Source organism: Micromonospora sp. NBRC 110009 (assembly GCF_030518795.1).
Taxonomy (GTDB): domain Bacteria; phylum Actinomycetota; class Actinomycetes; order Mycobacteriales; family Micromonosporaceae; genus Micromonospora.
In genome coordinates this window covers 1565530-1582232 of the sequence record NZ_CP130427.1, presented here as the reverse complement: position 1 = coordinate 1582232, position 16703 = coordinate 1565530, and the positions used below count along the sequence as shown (strand labels likewise).

16 protein-coding genes and 1 pseudogene are annotated in these 16703 nt (G+C 73.1%); 9 read left to right on the top strand and 8 right to left on the bottom strand.

The features are described from left to right. Positions 1 to 81: 81 nt before the first annotated feature. Complete coding sequence (locus Q2K19_RS07490) at positions 82 to 540, top strand: Lrp/AsnC family transcriptional regulator (RefSeq protein WP_302768777.1); 459 nt, start codon at positions 82 to 84, stop codon at positions 538 to 540. A 71-nt stretch (positions 541 to 611) separates the two neighbouring features. Here Q2K19_RS07490 and Q2K19_RS07485 read toward each other — a convergent pair whose 3' ends face one another. Next, positions 612 to 806, bottom strand: a complete 195-nt coding sequence (locus tag Q2K19_RS07485) for a CsbD family protein (RefSeq protein WP_302768776.1) — start codon at positions 804 to 806, stop codon at positions 612 to 614. Between the two features lie 102 nt (positions 807 to 908). After that, positions 909 to 1820 (bottom strand): LysR family transcriptional regulator, encoded by a 912-nt coding sequence (locus tag Q2K19_RS07480; protein ID WP_302768775.1) that lies wholly within the window; start codon positions 1818 to 1820, stop codon positions 909 to 911. Between the two features lie 71 nt (positions 1821 to 1891). Between Q2K19_RS07480 and Q2K19_RS07475 the strand changes: the two genes are divergently transcribed. Beyond that, a complete protein-coding gene (locus Q2K19_RS07475; RefSeq protein WP_302768774.1) occupies positions 1892 to 3118 on the top strand; it encodes a TDT family transporter in 1227 nt (408 codons plus the stop codon). Here the strand turns inward: Q2K19_RS07475 and Q2K19_RS07470 are convergent. Continuing rightward, on the bottom strand, positions 3054 to 3641 hold the full coding sequence (locus Q2K19_RS07470; protein WP_302768772.1) for a helix-turn-helix domain-containing protein: 588 nt from the start codon (positions 3639 to 3641) through the stop codon (positions 3054 to 3056). The genes Q2K19_RS07475 and Q2K19_RS07470 overlap by 65 nt on opposite strands. A gap of 80 nt (positions 3642 to 3721) precedes the next feature. On the opposite strand from Q2K19_RS07470, the gene Q2K19_RS07465 reads away from it, so the two are divergent. After that, on the top strand, positions 3722 to 4738 hold the full coding sequence (locus Q2K19_RS07465; RefSeq protein WP_302772326.1) for an NAD(P)/FAD-dependent oxidoreductase: 1017 nt from the start codon (positions 3722 to 3724) through the stop codon (positions 4736 to 4738). Beyond that, the gene (locus Q2K19_RS07460) at positions 4735 to 5346 is read left to right on the top strand and encodes a class I SAM-dependent methyltransferase (RefSeq protein ID WP_302768769.1); all 612 of its coding nucleotides are present in this window, start codon (positions 4735 to 4737) and stop codon (positions 5344 to 5346) included. Before Q2K19_RS07465 ends, Q2K19_RS07460 begins: the two co-directional genes overlap by 4 nt. Before the next feature lie 94 nt (positions 5347 to 5440). Here the strand turns inward: Q2K19_RS07460 and Q2K19_RS07455 are convergent, their stop codons facing one another. Further along, positions 5441 to 6358: a hypothetical protein gene (locus Q2K19_RS07455; protein WP_302768767.1), complete on the bottom strand. Its 918-nt coding sequence runs from the start codon at positions 6356 to 6358 to the stop codon at positions 5441 to 5443. A 75-nt stretch (positions 6359 to 6433) separates the two neighbouring features. Further along, positions 6434 to 7091 (bottom strand): annotated as a pseudogene (locus Q2K19_RS07450) (4'-phosphopantetheinyl transferase family protein). A gap of 163 nt (positions 7092 to 7254) precedes the next feature. Between Q2K19_RS07450 and Q2K19_RS07445 the strand changes: the two are divergent. Continuing rightward, complete coding sequence (locus Q2K19_RS07445; RefSeq protein WP_302768764.1) at positions 7255 to 7524, top strand: hypothetical protein; 270 nt, start codon at positions 7255 to 7257, stop codon at positions 7522 to 7524. Between the two features lie 420 nt (positions 7525 to 7944). On the opposite strand, the gene Q2K19_RS07440 is transcribed toward Q2K19_RS07445, so the two are convergent. Further along, positions 7945 to 9648, bottom strand: a complete 1704-nt coding sequence (locus tag Q2K19_RS07440; protein ID WP_302768761.1) for a dolichyl-phosphate-mannose--protein mannosyltransferase — start codon at positions 9646 to 9648, stop codon at positions 7945 to 7947. 92 nt (positions 9649 to 9740) lie between these two features. Here Q2K19_RS07440 and rsmI point away from each other — a divergent pair, with 92 nt between their 5' ends. Together rsmI and metG are read left to right on the top strand one after the other, a co-directional pair. Next, a complete protein-coding gene (rsmI, locus tag Q2K19_RS07435) occupies positions 9741 to 10580 on the top strand; it encodes a 16S rRNA (cytidine(1402)-2'-O)-methyltransferase (protein ID WP_446839761.1) in 840 nt (279 codons plus the stop codon). A 132-nt stretch (positions 10581 to 10712) separates the two neighbouring features. Further along, positions 10713 to 12515: a methionine--tRNA ligase gene (gene metG, locus Q2K19_RS07430; protein WP_302768756.1), complete on the top strand. Its 1803-nt coding sequence runs from the start codon at positions 10713 to 10715 to the stop codon at positions 12513 to 12515. Between the two features lie 56 nt (positions 12516 to 12571). On the opposite strand, the gene Q2K19_RS07425 is transcribed toward metG, so the two are convergent. Both Q2K19_RS07425 and Q2K19_RS07420 read right to left on the bottom strand, forming a co-directional pair. Continuing rightward, positions 12572 to 13423 carry an alpha/beta fold hydrolase gene (locus Q2K19_RS07425; protein WP_302768754.1) on the bottom strand — a complete coding sequence of 284 codons (852 nt, stop codon included), beginning with the start codon at positions 13421 to 13423 and terminating at the stop codon, positions 12572 to 12574. Positions 13424 to 13481: 58 nt separating this feature from the next. Then, positions 13482 to 14720, bottom strand: a complete 1239-nt coding sequence (locus Q2K19_RS07420; RefSeq protein WP_302768751.1) for a hypothetical protein — start codon at positions 14718 to 14720, stop codon at positions 13482 to 13484. An 81-nt stretch (positions 14721 to 14801) separates the two neighbouring features. Between Q2K19_RS07420 and Q2K19_RS07415 the strand changes: the two genes are divergently transcribed. Continuing rightward, positions 14802 to 15701, top strand: coding sequence for a TatD family hydrolase (locus Q2K19_RS07415; protein ID WP_302768749.1), 900 nt, complete (start codon positions 14802 to 14804; stop codon positions 15699 to 15701). Positions 15702 to 15783: 82 nt separating this feature from the next. Continuing rightward, positions 15784 to 16653, top strand: coding sequence for a 16S rRNA (adenine(1518)-N(6)/adenine(1519)-N(6))-dimethyltransferase RsmA (rsmA, locus tag Q2K19_RS07410; RefSeq protein ID WP_302768747.1), 870 nt, complete (start codon positions 15784 to 15786; stop codon positions 16651 to 16653). Positions 16654 to 16703 lie beyond the last annotated feature (50 nt).

The window sequence follows — 16703 nt, the reverse complement described above, 5'->3', positions numbered from 1 at the left end:
GCCAGCGCAGGTCTGGCGTGTGAACAGAATCTTCCCTGCCTTTGTTGGCTTTTGCCGTGGATCCGTCGGTAGATTGACCCGATGGCCGAGAATCTCGATGCCGTCGATTGGTCCATCCTGATCGAGTTGCAGGGCGACGGCCGGCTGCCGATCACCGAGCTCAGCCGGCGGGTCAAGCTGAGCGCGTCGGCCACCAGCGAACGGGTGAGGCGGCTGGAGGCGACCGGTGTGATCACCGGCTACCGCGCCGAGGTCGACCTGCCCAAGGCGGGCTTCGCCGTACTCGCGGTGGTCCGGCTGAAGTATCCCGGCAGCCAGCACGAACCTCTGCGCCGGTTGCTGGAGCAACGGTCGGAGATCCTGGAGTGCCTGCGCACCACGGGCGACGACTGTTACGTGCTGAAGGTTGCCGCGACGTCGATGGCACACCTCGAACAGGTCGTCAACGACCTCGCCGCGTTCGGCAGCACCACGACGAACGTGGTCTACAGCGCCACCCTGTCCTATCGCGGCCCACGGCCGGCCTCGCCCCACCCGTGACCCGGTCGGTGAGCGGACCCCGCTCACGGCAGCTGTCGGCTACCGCCTGCGTCCAGCCCGCGAACACCGGGTCAGTTCGTGAAGTTGTCGTTCGCGTCCCGTGCGTCCTCCTGGACGTGGTCGCCCGGGTGCGTGCCCCGGAGTTCGTCGCGCCGCATCACCTGTTCCGCCTCGGACCGGTCGTCCTGGGTCATATCACCCACCCGTGCCCGGGCCGGACCCGCCAGCTCCTCGACCTTGTCCTTCGCCCGCTCGGTGAAGCCCATGTCGCCTCCCTGTCGGTGCGGCGGACCGACGCGCTGTCCGCCTCTCCTCTCCCGGGTCCCCGCCACGCATGGGTGAAAACCCTGGCCCGGCCTCCGGCAGGACTACCGGGGCCGGCGGGCGATCGCATGGAGGTCGCGGGCCGGGCCGGTGAGCTGCCGCCCGGCCGGCCACACCGCGCGTAGCTGGCGGTGCAGGGGGAGGCCGCTGACGGGTACGGCGGTCAGCGTGCCGGCCGCGAGTTCGGCGGTGACCGCCAGCGAACTCAGCACGGCGGGGCCGCTACCTGCCGCGACGGCGTGCTTGATGGCCGTGGTCGAGGAGAGTTCGAGCAGCGGGGCGGCGAGCACCTCGATGGCCTGCTGACGCAGGGCGCTCTCCAGTGCCCGGAGGGTGCCCGAGCCGGCCTCGCGGGACACCAGCGGCGTGGTGGCGAGTTCGGTCGGGGTGATGCCACGTCGGCGTCGGGCCCAGGGGTGAGTGGGGGCGACGACGACGGTGAGCCGGTCCCCGGCGACGGTGTCCGCGTCCAGGCCCGGCGGCAGGTCGGGGCCCTCGACGAAGCCGAGGTCGGCCCGGTCGGCGAGGAGCCGGGCGGCCACATCCGCGGAGTTGGCGGCCTGGAGGGTGACGGTCAGGTCCGGGTGCCGGGCGCGCAGTGCCACAAGCCAGGCCGGCAGCAGGTACTCGGCGACGGTCTGGCTCGCGGAGATCGTGAGTCGGCTCTCGTGCGAGATGCGCAGGGCCTGGACGGCGGCCGCGAGGGAATCGGCGGCGTCCACCACCGTCCGGGCCCAGTCGGCGATCAGCGCTCCGGTGGGGGTGAGGACGGAGCCACGGGCGGTGCGCTGGAGCAGGGTGAGGCCGAGGCGGCGTTCCAGTTGACGGAGGCGGGCGCTGGCCGCTGGTTGGGAGATGCGGTGTTCTGCCGCGGCCTGTCCGATGCTGCCGAGCCGGGCGACGGACAGCAGCAGGTCGAAGCTGGTCAGGTCGGTTACCTGCGGTGGCAGAGACATAAGAGAAGGTTATGACTGTCTCGGGAATTGGCGGCTACCGGTCCGGTCCGGGTGACTCGACAGTTGGTTCCATGAACACCCTTCTTCGCCGCTCGGCGGCTGTCGGGCGGCCTGCACCGTTGTCCGCGCTGGCGCATCCGCGGGACGTGTTCGCGCACCTCGGGCCCAACTGGTTCGCCTCGGTGATGGGCACCGGGATCGTGGCCACTGCCGCCGCCGGCCTGCCGGTGCGCCTGCCGGGCCTCCGGTTCGCGGCGACCCTCGTCTGGATCGCGGCGGCGCTGCTGTTGCTGGCGCTGGTCGCCGGGTGGGCGGTGCATCTGCGCCGGCATCGGAACGTGGCGTTCGGGCACGCGTCCGACCCGGTCATGGCGCAGTTCTGGGGTGCACCGCCGATGGCGCTGATGACCGTCGGCGGCGGTGCGCTGCTGCTGGGCGGTGCACTGATCGGCGAACGGGCTGCCGTCGCGGTCGACCTCGTCCTGTGGAGCGTCGGGACCGGGCTGGGTCTGCTGACCGCGGTGGCGATCCCGTACCTGATGATCACGCGGCATCGGATCGGGCCGGACGCCGCGTTCGGCGGCTGGCTGATGCCGGTGGTGCCGCCGATGGTCTCGGCCGCCAACGGCGCGCTGCTCGTGCCGCACCTGCCGGCCGGCCAGGTCCGGCTCGACCTGGTCCTCGCCTGCTACGCGATGTTCGGCATCAGCCTGGTCGCCACCCTCGTCATCCTTCCGCAGCTCTGGGCCCGGTTGGTCCACCACCGGGCCGGCGCCGCGCGGATGGTGCCCACGCTGTGGATCGTGCTGGGTCCGCTCGGCCAGTCGATCACCGCCGCGCACCTGCTCGGCCGGGCCGCCGACGGGGTGCTGCCCGAACCGTACGCGGCCGGCGCGCAGCTGCTCGCCGTGCTCTACGGCGTACCGGTGATGGGTTTCGCCCTGCTCTGGTTGGCCCTGGCGGCCGCGATCACCGTGCGCACGGCGCGCGCCGGGCTGCCGTTCTCGCTCACCTGGTGGAGCTTCACCTTCCCGGTCGGCACCCTGGTCACCGGTGTGACCGGCCTGGCCGCCCGGACCGGCTCGGCCATGCTGACCACCCTCGCCGTGCTGCTGTACGGGCTGCTGGTCGCCGCCTGGGCGACGGTCGCGACGCGCACCGTCCGCGGCGCCTGGCGCGGGCAACTCTTCCTTCCACCCGCCGGTGCGTTCCCCCGGCCCGGCGTCCAGGTGCTCATTCCTGGCGCTTCGGGCGAGCCCGGAGGTGGGCGCGTTCGCCCTGCCGGCCGAAGAGGCTGAGGAACTCGACCGGTTCGGTGTCGGCCGAGCCGAACCAGTGCGGCACCCGGGTGTCGAACTCGGCGGCCTCGCCGGGCGACAGCACCAGGTCGTGGTCGCCGAGGACGAGCCGCAGCCGCCCGTTGAGCACGTAGACCCACTCGTAGCCCTCGTGGGTCTGCGGATCGGGCTCGGCGGGCCGGTCGCTGGCCTGGATGACGAACTTGTACGCCTGGATGCCGCCGGCCCGGCGGGTCAGCGGCAGCAGGGTCATCCCGTGCCGGTTGATCGGCCGCAGGTGGACCCGCGGATCCCCGGTGGGCGGCGCGTCGACGAGTTCGTCGAGGGTGACGCCGAAGGCCTTGGCCAGGGGGAGCAGCAGTTCGAGGGTGGGCCGGCGGGTGCCGGACTCCAGCCGGGACAGGGTGCTCACCGAGATGCCCGTGGCGGCCGACAGGTCGGCCAGGGTGGTCTCGCGCTGCTGGCGCAGCGTACGCAGCCGGGGGCCGACCGCGTCGAGGGCCCGGTCCAGGTCGTCGTCCATGCCGCTAGTTTGCCACTTCGGCAACAAGGTTTGCCAGTCTCGGCGTACCGGTCGCATCGTTGCCGTGGGAGGTGGTCATGGTGACCGAGCAGCTCGGAGACGGGTACGACGTGGTGGTGATCGGTGGCGGCGCCGCCGGCCTGAACGGGGCGCTGATGCTGGCCCGGGCGCGGCGGTCGGTGGTGGTGATCGACTCGGGCGCCCCGCGCAACGCCCCGGCCGACGGGGTGCACGGGCTGCTGGCCCGGGAGGGGATGCCGCCGGCCGAGCTGCTGGAGCGCGGCCGGGCGGAGGTTCGGGGCTACGGCGGCCAGGTGGTGTGCGGCGAGGTCGACGCCGTGACCCGGGACGGCGACGGTTTCCTGGTGACGCTGGCCGACGGCCGGGCGACGCGCGCCCGCCGGGTGCTGGTGACCAGCGGGCTGGTCGACGAGCTGCCGGACGTGCCGGGGCTGCGCGACCGGTGGGGGCGGGACGTGGTGCACTGCCCCTACTGCCACGGGTGGGAGATCCGCGACCGGGCCATCGGCGTGCTGGCCAGCGGGCCGATGTCGGTGCACCAGGCGCTGCTGTTCCGCCAGTTGAGCGAGGACGTCACGTACTTCACCCACACCGTGCCGCCGACCGAGGAGCAGGCGGAGCAGCTCGCCGCCCGGGGCATCCGGGTGGTGCGCGGCGAGGTCGCGTCGCTGGAGGTGGTCGGGGACCGCCTGGCGGGGGTACGCCTGGCCGACGGCCCCCTGATCCCCCGGGAGGCGCTGGCGGTCGCCTCCCGCATGGTGGCGCGCGCCGGGTTCCTGGCCGCGCTCGGGCTGCGCACCGCGGAACACCCGTCGGGGATGGGCGAGCACGTCCCGGCCGACGCGGCCGGCCGGACCGAGGTGCCGGGGGTGTGGGTGGCGGGCAACGTCACCGACCCGGCCGCGCAGGTCGGTGCCGCCGCGGCCGCGGGCGCCCTGGCCGGGGCGCAGATCAACGGTGACCTGGTGGCCGAGGAGACCCGGCAGGCGGTCGCCGCCCGCCGGGAGCCGTTCTCACCCGGGTCCGAGGCGCGGGTGGGTGAACTGGTGGCGGGCGACCGTCGCCACGGTTGGTGAGTCGGGAGGAGGGCACGGTGTTCGACCGGGCGTACTGGGAGGAGCGGTACCGGCACTCCGGCGGTTCTGGCCGGGGGCCCAACCCGCAGCTGGTGGCGGAGGTCGGGGAGCTGCCGCCCGGCACGGCGCTGGACGCGGGCTGCGGCGAGGGCGCCGACGCCCGCTGGCTGGCCGAGCGCGGCTGGCGGGTCACGGCGGTGGACATCGCCGCCGCCGCGCTCCAGCGGGCGCGGGAGCAGGACCACACCGGACGGGTCGACTGGGTGCGGGCCGACCTGACCACGTGGACCCCCGCCGCCGCCGGGCAGCACTTCGACCTGGTCTGCGCGAGCTACGTGCATCCGGCGGGAGGGCACGAGGGGCTGCTCCGCCGGCTGGCGGCGGCGGTCGCCCCGGGCGGCACGCTGCTCGTCTTCGGCCACGCCCCGGCCGAGTCGTCGCCGCACGCCCCGGGGTCGCACGTCACGCCCGAGGAGCTCGCGGCCGGCCTCGACCCCGAGCGGTGGGACGTGCTGGTCGCCGAGGTCAGGTCCCGACCGGTGGTCGGGCACGACGGCCGGGAGGTCATGTTCCGGGACGCCGTCCTCCGCGCTCGGCGGCGTCCTTGACGGCATGGTTGCGGCCTGCCGGCCCCACCCGGCTCACCGCGTACGACGGGGGCCGGTCCCGGGTGGGACCGGCTTCCGTCACGGGCGTCGCGGTTCAGGGCTTCCAGGAACCGGCGGGCCGGAAGTTGTGCTGGTACTCCACCACGCCGTTCTTGTCCGTCACGTCGAGCACGAGCTGCCCGGCGCGCTTGGTGCCGGTCGGCAGGTCGTTGCCCGAGGTGAGCAGCTTGCCGCAGCCGGAGAAGGCGCCCGAGATGCCGCTCTCCTCGCTGCCGTCCGCACCCTTCCACCGGAAGTAGAACGGGTTGACCGAGCCGGTGCCCTTGGTGACCTCGGCGGTCACGTCGGCGATCAGGAACATGCCCTTCTTCGGACCAGGCATGGACTGCTGGCAGGAGTCCTTCTTGGTGCGGAAGTTGCTGACGGTGATCTCGATGGTGCCGTCGTCGTCGTTGATGATGAGCGTGTCGCCCGGCGCCATGTTGAAGGTCTCGCCGTCGGTCTGGCCGGCCTCCGGCGTGGACTGCGGCTCGCCCGGGGCGGGGGTGTCGTCGAACGGCCCGCTCGTGATCCCCGGGGTGGGGAGGCTGTCGATGGCGTCCTGCGTCTTCTTCGCTCCGCTGTAGATGGCGAAGATGCCGCCACCGCAGCAGAGCAGCAGCAGGACCAGCGCCCCGACGCCGAGGCCGATCCAGAGGCCCTTGTTGGACTTCTTCGGTGGCGCGCCGAACGGCTGGCCGGGCGCGGGCGGGTACGGGCCGCTGGCCGGCGGGTACGGCGCCCCGGGCGGCGGCGGCGGGGGGTACGCCCCGCCCGCGGCGGCCGGCGGCGGGTAGGGCGCGCCCGAGGTGGGCGGCTGCGGCGGCGGGTACTGAGCCCCCGAGGTGGGCGGCTGCGGCGCGTACGGGTTGGTCGGCACCGGCGGCATCGGCGCGGTGGGGAACGGCTGCGTGGGCGGTTCCGCGGGCTGGTTCGGATCCTGCGGTCCGAACGGAGGCTGAGGGTGACTCACCGTACTCCTTGGCACCATCGGAGATTTTCAGTCGGAACGACCGTACAAGTCACCAGCAAGGCCACCGCGTCGGCCTCACCCGGGTCCCAGAACGGCGGCGCTGCGGACCAGATCGGCGTCGACGGCGAACCGTCCGGCGATCGACGTCGGCGGTGCGGTCATCCGCGCCGCGGCGACCCGGGCCGGAGCGATCAGGGCGGTGAACGTGCCCGCCCCCTGGGTCCAGCGTCACCCGGGCGTCGGCGAAATCCAGCCAGGTCCGGGCGACCGGGTACCACACCTTGTAGACGGTCTCCTTGATGCTGAACAGTACGGTCGGCCAGGGGACGCCGGCGGGCAGCCGGGCCAGCTCCGCCTCCTCCTCGGGCAGGCACACCTTCCGGCGTACCCCCGCGGTGAGGTCGCGGCGGCGCTCGGCGTCCATGCCGACGGAGCGCAGTTCGGCGGCGCGTGCGGCGGCGGCCGCGCAGTAGTTCCGGGTGTGGGTGATGGTGCCGACCACCCCGGCCGGCCAGACCGGGGACCGGTCGGGCGCCGAGGTGACCGCCGTGGTCGGCAGCCCGAGCCCGGCGAGGGCCCGGCGGGCGCACACCCGGCCGGCGGTGAAGTCGCGGCGCCGGCCCGCCACCGCGCGGTCGCTCAGGCAGGCCCGCTCGGCGGGGAGCAGCTCGCCCGACCAGTCCCCGGCGTCGGCCACGGCCACCGCGACGGCCGGCGGCAGCAGATCACGCACCGCCCGGCTCCCCGGGGCGGCGTAGGTGGGCGAGGTGTGTGGCGGCCATGGACGGTGAACGTACCGGAGCGATGTAACGCCGGAGCGTGGCGGCACGCTGTACGGGCGTTGCGGGGGCGCGAATGTCCACACGCGAAAAGTCCACTGACGAGAGGACCGCCCGATGACGCCTGGTGCCACGCCGTCGGGATCCGAACCGGACGAGCACGCGCCGCTGACCCCCGACTGGACCTGCGGCACCTGCGGCGACGAGTGGCCCTGCGTCACGAAGCGCAGCCGGCTGTTGCGCGAGTACCGGGCCGATCGTGCCTCGTTGAGCGTCTACCTCGGCTCCTGCCTCGCCGCCGCCACGCACGACCTGCACACCGCTTCGACGCCGTCGCTCCAGGACCGGTTCATCGGCTGGGTGCCACGCAGCCCGCGTACCTCCTGACCATCGCCCCCCGATGGCCGCCGCGCTCGGCCGACCGTCTCTTGTTGATCACCGGGCGAAGTGTGAGATCCACTTCGGAAGATCATCGGGGTGACGCCCGCGCTGATCGAGTCAAACCTCGTCTCGGTAAGGAATGCGTACTGTCTTGACGGAGTGACGGGTCGTTACCTGTCCGGTGTAAACCATTTAGGTGGTGGCGCATCGGTCGAGAATCTGACCGGGAACGACCCGTTGTGCGAGTGCGGGAGTGTGGTTAAGCTCTTCTTGCGCGCCCCAATCGCCCGCTTCCCCCGTGGCAGGCGATCGGGGCGCGCTTCTTCGTACCCCCGGTCCTGCCAGGTTCCGTCGCGCGCAACCGGAATCCGCGGTCCGGCGGGAGATCCGCCGAGCCGCGGGCGAGCGAGCGCCCCGGGGCCAGGGCTAGATCCAGCGGCCGTCCAGCCACATCCGGGCGGACCAGTCCGCGTACGTCATCAGCTGGCCCACGAAGATCGGGTAGAAGTAGCCGAAGCAGAGGGCCACCAGCAGCACGTACGCCCCCGCGACGATCCCGCCCACCAGTCGGCGGTCGGAGAGCTCCTCCCCGCTCCGTGGCGGAGCGGCCGTGCCGGGGGCCGGCGCGGGCGAGATGATCGCGCCGAGCACGTAGACCACGGCCAGCACCAGGAACGGCAGCGCTGGCGCGAGGTAGAACGAGAACATCGTCCGGCCGTCGAGAGCGAACCAGAACCAGGGCAGCAGCCCGGCGGCCACGGTGAGCAGGATCGCGCCGGCCCGCCAGTCCCGCCGGGCCAACCCGAGCCAGGCCGTCGCCGCCAGCGCGGGCAGGAACGACCACCACAGCAGCGGGGTGCCGAGCAGCAGGACCTCCGAGGCGCACTGCGGCGCGCCGCAGTTGCCGTCACCGGCCCAGTAGAAGGCGACCGGCCGGCCGAGCAGCAGCCACTGCCACGGCCAGGACTGGTACTTGTGCGGGTCGTCGAGTTGGGCGTGGAAGCCGTACGCCGCCCGGTGGTATTCCCAGAGGTTGATCAGCGGCCCGATGACCGGGGCGTCGCTCAGCCCCGGCGTGTTCGGGTAGCGGCTGGCCAGGCGGTAGTAGCCGTCGTCGCTGAGCAGCCAGCCCGACCAGGTGGCCAGGTAGGTGCCGACCATCAGCACCCCGGCCAGCAGCAGCCAGGGGAGCTCGTCGAGCAGGGCGTCCCGCCACGGGTGGCGGACGCCGGCCGACCGGCGGACGCCGACCTCCCAGAAGATCACCAGCAGCGCGAAGGCCGGCACGAAGTAGAGCCCGCTCCACTTCACCGCGCAGGCGCAGCCGAGCAGCACTCCGGCGGCCAGCCGCCACCACGGCCAGTCCCGCCAGGTCGACGGCGGCCGGCCGGCCCGACCCCGGGCCGACGGGTCGAGCCCGGCGTCCAGCGCCCGGGCCCAGCGGCGTCGCCGGGCGTCCCGGTCCAGCACCAGCGCGCCGAACGCGGCCAGCACGAACAGCAGCAGGAAGATGTCCAGCAGGGCGGCCCGGGAGAGCACCAGGTGGAAGCCGTCCAGGGCGAGCAGCAGCCCGGCCGCGCAGCCCAGCGTGGTGGAGCGGAACATCCGCCGGCCGATCCGGACCAGCATCAGCACCGACAGGGTGCCGGCGACGGCCGCCGCGAACCGCCAGCCGAACTCCGGGGCGGTGGTCATCAGGTGCCCCGGCACCGAGATGTTCGTCTCCGGGTCCTGGTAGCCGAAGGCCCACTCGCCGAGCCCGATGAGCCACTTGCCCAGCGGCGGGTGCACCACGTACGACGGGCCGTTGTCCTTGTAGTTCCACTCGACGCCCCGGTCGATGAGCCCGTACGCGTCCTTGGCGTAGTAGGTCTCGTCGAAGATCTTGCCCTTGGGGCTGCTCAGCCCGACGAAGCGCAGGATCGCCGCGATCACCACGACGACCGCGGTGGCCAGCCAGGCGTGCCCGTCCAGGCGGGCGTCGACGGTGGCGAGTCGTCGGCGGACGATGGCCGGGACGTTGCCCGCACCACTCGTCGTGGCCCGGTCGCCGGTGGGCTCGCCGGCGGTCGCCCGGTCCGAGCCGGCCCGACCCGCGATCGCGCTCTGTGCTGTCGACGCACTCGTCACCCGGCGATCGTAGGCTGCGAAGGTGCCCGGTGGCGCCCGTCGTCTCCGAGATTGGTACGGCCCTCGATGAAGGAGTGCACCCCGTGGGTGAAATGTCCGAGGTTGGCCGGTTGGTGCTGCTCGGCGCGCCGCTGGGCAACCCGGCCGACGCCTCGACCCGGTTCCGGGAGGTGCTCGCCAGCGCCGACGTGGTCGCCGCCGAGGACACCCGGCGGCTCACCCGGCTGGCCCGCGACCTGGACGTCACCGTGCCCGGCCGGATCGTCTCCTACTTCGAGGGGAACGAGGAGCGGCGTACCCCCGAGCTGGTCGAGGTGCTGGCCGCCGGCTACACCGTCGCCGTGGTCACCGACGGGGGTATGCCCAGCGTCTCCGATCCCGGCTACCGGCTGGTCCGGGCCGCCATCGACGCCGGCGTCCCGGTCACCGCGGCCCCCGGCCCGAGCGCGGTGACCACCGCGCTGGCCCTCTCCGGGCTGCCCTGCGACCGGTTCTGCTTCGAAGGTTTCCTGCCCCGCACGCCCGGCGCCCGCCGGTCCCGGCTGCGTGCCCTCGCCGCCGAGGAACGCACGCTGGTCTTCTTCGAGGCGCCGCACCGGATCACCGGCGCGCTGGCCGACCTGGCCGCCGAATTCGGCCCGGACCGGCCCGCCGCGCTCTGCCGGGAGCTGACCAAGACGTACGAGGAGGTGGTCCGCCGGCCGCTGGGCGAGCTGGCCGGCTGGGCCGCCGAGAGCGAGCCCCGGGGCGAGATCACCCTGGTCGTGGCGGGCGCCCCGCCGGCCGCCGCGACCCGGCCGGACGACGACACGCTACGCGCCGCGGTGGCCGAGCGGGAGGCGGCCGGGCTGTCCCGGCGCGACGCCATCACCGAGGTCGCCACCGAGTACGGACTGCGCCGCCGCGACGTCTACACGGTCGTGCACAGCTGAACCGAACGGCCCGGGCGCCGGGCAGTTCAGGCCGCTTGTCGGCGACAAATCGGGCGGCCTGTCCGGGTCGGGTCGTGGGACGCGCCCTATTGGTTCGCAGGTGGCCCACGGCAATCACTAGGCTTGCTGCTCATGAGTCACGTTCTCGCCGCGGTCGCCTGGCCCTACGCCAACGGCCCGCGCCACATCGGCCACGTATCCGGATTCGGCGTTCCCTCCGACGTCTTCGCCCGGTACATGCGGATGGCCGGTCACGACGTGCTCATGGTCTCCGGCACCGACGAACACGGCACCCCGATCCAGGTGCAGGCCGACGCCGAGGGGGTCACCCCGCGCGAGCTGGCCGACCGGTACAACCGGGTGATCGCCGAGGACCTGCGGGCGCTGGGGCTGTCGTACGACCTGTTCACCCGGACCACCACCCGCAACCACTACGCGGTGGTGCAGGAGCTGTTCCAGGGGCTCTACCGCAACGGCTACATCGTCCCCAAGGTCACCACCGGGGCGATCTCCCCGTCCACCGGGCGGACCCTGCCCGACCGCTACATCGAGGGCACCTGCCCGATCTGCGGCTACGACAGCGCCCGCGGCGACCAGTGCGACAACTGCGGCAACCAGCTCGACCCGATCGACCTGATCGACCCCCGCTCGAAGATCAACGGCGAGACGCCGGAGTTCGTCGAGACCGAGCACTTCTTTCTGGACCTGCCCGCCCTGGCCGACGCGCTGCGGCAGTGGCTGGACACCCGGGAGGGCTGGCGCCCCAACGTGCTGCGGTTCTCCCGCAACCTGCTCGACGACCTCCAACCCCGGGCCATCACCCGGGACCTGGAGTGGGGCGTGCCGATCCCGCTCGACGGCTGGCGTGACCGGCCCGACAAGCGGATCTACGTCTGGTTCGACGCGGTCATCGGCTACCTGTCCGCCTCCATCGAGTGGGCCCGCCGCACCGGCGACCCCGACGCGTGGCGCCGGTGGTGGTCCGCCGACGGCGAGGGCAAGGACGCCCGCGGCTACTACTTCATGGGCAAGGACAACATCGTCTTCCACTCGGTGATCTGGCCGGCGCTGCTCGGCGGCTACTCCGGGGAGGGCTCCCGCGACGGGGAGCCGGGCGAGCTGGGCCGGCTCAACCTGCCCACCGAGGTGGTCTCCAGCGAATACCTGACCATGGAGGGGCGCAAGTTCTCCTCGTCCCGCAAGGTGGTCATCTACGTCCGGGACTTCCTCGAGCGGTACGACGCCGACGCGCTGCGCTACTTCATCGCGGTCGCCGGGCCGGAGAGCAACGACACCGACTTCACCTGGGCGGAGTTCCTCCGGCGCAACAACGACGAGCTGGTCGCCGGCTGGGGCAACCTGGTCAACCGGTCCATCTCGATGGCGGCGAAGAACTTCGGCGCGATCCCCCCGGTCGACCCGGCCGGGCTCACCGAGGCCGACCAGGCGCTGCTCGACACCGCCCGGGCCGGCTTCACCACCGTCGGCGACCTGATCGCCCGGCACCGGCAGAAGCAGGCCATCGGCGAGGCCATGCGGGTCGTCGCGGAGGCCAACAAGTACCTCTCCGAGCAGGCCCCGTGGAAGCTCAAGGGCGAGGACGACAAGCCCCGGATGGGCACCATCCTGCACGTCGCCCTCCAGGTGGTCAGCGACGCCAACACGCTGCTCACCCCGTTCCTGCCGCACTCCGCGCAGAAGATCCACGAGCTGCTCGGCGGCACCGGCGTGCACGCCCCGATGCCGGTGATCGAGGAGGTCGAGGACCTCGACGGCGGGCCGGCGTACCCGGTGCTGACCGGTGACTACACGATCGGCGCGCGCTGGGAGTCCGTACCGATCGAGACCGGCCGGCCGCTCGCGGCGCCCAAGCCGGTGTTCCGCAAGCTCGACCCGTCCATCGTCGACGAGGAGCTGGCCCGGCTGACCGGCTGAAGCAGGCACGCGCGGCCCCCCGGGGGATTCCCCGGGGGGCCGCGGCGCGTGCGTGGTCAGGCGCGGGCCATCGAGGGCGCGCCGATGAACTGCATGAGTGCCTGGTTGACCTCGGTCGGGTGGGTCCACGGGATGCCGTGCGGCGCCCCCTTCAAGGTGACCATCCGGACGTCGGACAGCATGTTCTGCAACCGCTGACCCGTCTTCGGGTACGGCAGCACGTTGTCCTTGTCGCCCTGGATGATCAGCACCGGCACGTTGATGTTCGGCAGGTCGCCGCGGAAGTCCGTCAGCCAGGAGTCGACGCAGTCATGGGTGCCCTTGGCCGACGCCCGCGCGCCGATCTCCCAGTGCGCCCGGTGCGCCTCCTCGCTCACCCACTTGCCCTTGTTCTCGCTGTAGTTGAAGAACGCCTCGCAGAACTGGGTCAGATAGGCGAACCGGTCCTGGATGATGGCCTGCTGGAACCCGTCGAACAGGCTCTTGTCGACACCTTCGGGATTGTCCTGCGTCTTCAACAGGAACGGCGCGAGCGGGGCCATCAGCACCGCCCGGTCCACCCGATCCGAGCCGTACGCACCCAGATAGCGGGTGACCTCGCCGGTGCCCATCGAGTGGCCCACCAGGATCGTGTTGCGCAGGTCCAACTCGGTCATCAGCACGTCGAGGTCGGCCGCGAAGGTGTTGTAGTCGTAGCCGAACGTGGGTTGGGCGGAGTTGCCGAATCCCCGCCGGTCGTACGTGATCACCCGATACCCGGCGTTGAGCAGGGGGACGGACATCTTCTCCCACGTCGCACCGTTGAACGGGAACCCGTGGATCAGCACGATCGGCTGCCCCGAGCCGTGGTCCTCGTAGTACAGGTCGATGGGCGCGGAGTTCTCCGTGCCGACGGTGATGAAGGGCATTGCGGTCTCCTGAGCCTGGGTGCTTGTCGGACCCCGCGCATTCCCGGGACGCCCCCGCTTATTCCGCCGGGTACGGCAGGGTGACCACCTGGTCGTCGGTCAGCTCGACGCCGGGCGCCCAGGTCTCGTAGATGCCCCGCTCGTGACACTGCGCGCCGGTGGTCAGCACCGCTTCCGGATCCGGATGACGCAGCCGCAGCCGCAACCAGCCCGACTCCTCCCGCAGCACCAGGCACGGCACCCCGCGCCAGTTGGCCTGGCGCAGCCGGCGGGCCGCCGACTCCACCGGGTACCGGGCCGCCCGGGTCATCGCCAGCACCCGGAACCCGCCCGGCTGGTCGGCCACCGCCTCGTACTCGCCGCCGCCGTAGGCGCCGACGAGCTGGGTGGAGCGGGGCGCATCGCCGGTCGGCACGTACTCCTGGTCGGGCGAGAGGCCGGGCACCGCGGCGAGCAGGTGCCGCCACTGCGGGCCGACCATGCGCAGCCAGCCCCGCTGCTCCGCCTGGTAGCTGTAGAGCACCACCTCCACCCCCTCCGCCGGGTAGGCGAGCAGGGTGGCGTTCGCCGGCATCGGCAGGTCGGCGAAGTCCCGGGTGACGAACTCGGGGATGAGCTGGGCGTTGCTCGGCACGAACCCGGTGCCCAGCACCGGCGGCCCGAGCCGGTCCCGGGGCGGCAACCCGGTCAGGCCGAGGTGCGCCGGGCCGACCGGCATGTCGTAGTCGGCCGGGTCGGCGGCCCGCCAGCGCAGCGCGTACGCCACGTCGCCGCCGTCGCCGTCGCCGCGCAGCACCGCCATCCCGGCCGGCGTACGCAGGTGCGCCACGTCGTGCTCCCGGTAGCAGAAGCCGTGCGGCAGCCAGCCGCGTACGTAGCCGGCGAGCTGCCGGGCGGAGAGCACCTTCACCATCCGGGTCCCCGGCCGGATCACCGCCGACGCGCGCACCGCCGCGAGCGTCGGGTCGCCGGCCGCAGTTGGCTGCTGGCTGAGCTGGTGCAGGTGCGCCCAACCGCGCTCCCGGTGCACCGGCATCAGCAGCGGCGAGTCCGCCTCCTCGGTCGGCTCGGCCGCCCCCTGCACCGCGCTCACCTCGGTGACGTGCACGAACTTCCGCCACGGGTACGCCACGCCGGGCCGGGGCGCCCACTCGAAGCCGGGCACCTCCTCGGCGCTGAACAGCTCGTACGCCGCGCCGCGGGCGAGTTCCTCCGCCGGGTGCACCCGGCCCTCGTACGTCACGCGCAGCCCGGTGCGCTCCGGGGCGGCCCCGCTGGCCTGAGGGGTGACGGTCACCCTGCGACGCTAAGCGCGATAGATGTGGAGTATGTGAACAGTCGATGGCGGTCCGGAGACGGCGGCCCCGGGCGGTGTGTGATGCTGGCCGCGATGACCGAGCAGACCGAAACCCGCAAGCAGCGGGCCGCCCGCCGGGCCGGCGAGTTCCCACCCGCCCCGGAGGCGCTGCCCGTCCCCGTGCTGGACAGCCACACCCACCTGGACATCACCGTCAGCGAGGCCGGCGTACCCGGCGGCGGCCCCGCCGACGACCCGGTGGCCGCGGCCGTCGCGGTGGCCGCCGGCGTCGGCGTGGACCGGCTGGTCCAGGTCGGCGTCGACGTCGAGTCGTCCCGCTGGAGCGCCGACGTCGCCGAACGCTACGGCGCGGTGCTCGCCACCGTGGCGCTGCACCCCAACGAGGCACCCCGCCTGACCGACCTGGACGAGGCGCTGCGCGAGATCGAAACCCTCGCCGCCCGCGACCGGGTACGTGGCATCGGCGAGACCGGGATGGACTTCTTCCGGACCGGGGACGAGGGCCGGGCCGCGCAGGAGGAGAGCTTCCGGGCGCACGTCGCCATCGCCAAGCGGTACGGCAGGGCCCTGGTCATCCACGACCGGGACGCGCACGCCGACGTGCTGCGGATCCTCGACGACGAGGGCGCCCCGGACACGGTGGTGCTGCACTGCTTCTCCGGGGACGCCGACTTCGCCCGCGAGTGCGTCCGCCGCGGCTACCTGCTCAGCTTCGCCGGCACGGTCACCTTCGGCAGCGCCGGGGCGCTGCGCGAGGCCGCCCTGGTCACCCCGATCGACCAGTTGCTGGTGGAGACCGACGCCCCGTACCTGACCCCGATGCCGCACCGGGGCCGGCCGAACGCGTCGTACCTGATCCCGCTGACGGTCCGCTTCCTGGCCGAGACCACCGGGACGGAGCTCGACGAGTTGTGCGCGGCGATCTCCGCGACCGGCAACCGCGCCTTCGGCCCGTGGTGAAAGGAGGGGCCCCTTCTAAACGGACGTCTGTTAAGAAGGGGCCCCTCCTTGCATCCCGGCCCGGCCGCATACGCTACGGGGCGTGACCGGTCTCCTCGGCCCGGCGGAGATCCGGGAGCTCGCCGCGCGCCTCGGCGTGACGCCGACCAAGAAGCTCGGCCAGAACTTCGTGCACGACCCGAACACCGTGCGCCGGATCGTCACCACCGCCGGGCTGGCCCCGGACGACGTGGCTCTGGAGGTCGGGCCCGGCCTGGGCTCTCTCACCCTGGCCCTGCTCCCGGTCGCCGCGCACGTGCACGCCGTGGAACTCGACCCGGCGCTGGCCGCCGCGCTGCCGGAGACCGCCGCCCGGTTCGCCGGCCCGGACGCCGCCCGGCTCACCGTGCACCCCGGCGACGCGCTCCGGGCCACCGCCGCCGAGCTGGGCGAACCCGCCCCCACCGCGCTGGTGGCGAACCTGCCGTACAACGTCGCCGTGCCGGTGGTGCTGCACCTCCTCGCCGAGCTGCCCACCCTGCGGCACGGCCTGGTGATGGTGCAGAAGGAGGTCGCCGACCGGCTCGTCGCCGGTCCCGGCTCCAAGGTGTACGGCATCCCGTCGGTCAAGCTCGCCTGGTACGCCCGCGCCCGGGCCGCCGGCAAGGTGCCGCCGAACGTCTTCTGGCCGGTGCCGAACGTCGACTCCGGGCTGGTCGCCTTCACCCGGCGCGAGCCGCCCCGCGCCGACGTACCCCGGCCGGCCGTCTTCGCGGTGGTCGACGCGGCGTTCGTGCAGCGCCGCAAGACCCTGCGGGCCGCCCTGGCCGGCTGGGCCGGCGGCGCCGACCGGGCCGCCGCGGCACTCACCGCCGCCGGCGTCGACCCCGGCGCGCGCGGGGAGTCACTCACCGTGGAGCAGTTCGCCGCCATTGCCGCGTCGGCCCCGACCGCCAGCGGCGCCGCCCAGTAGGCTGGGCGCCGTCGCCTCACCCCCGCCGAGGAGCCCACCGTGGAGAAGCC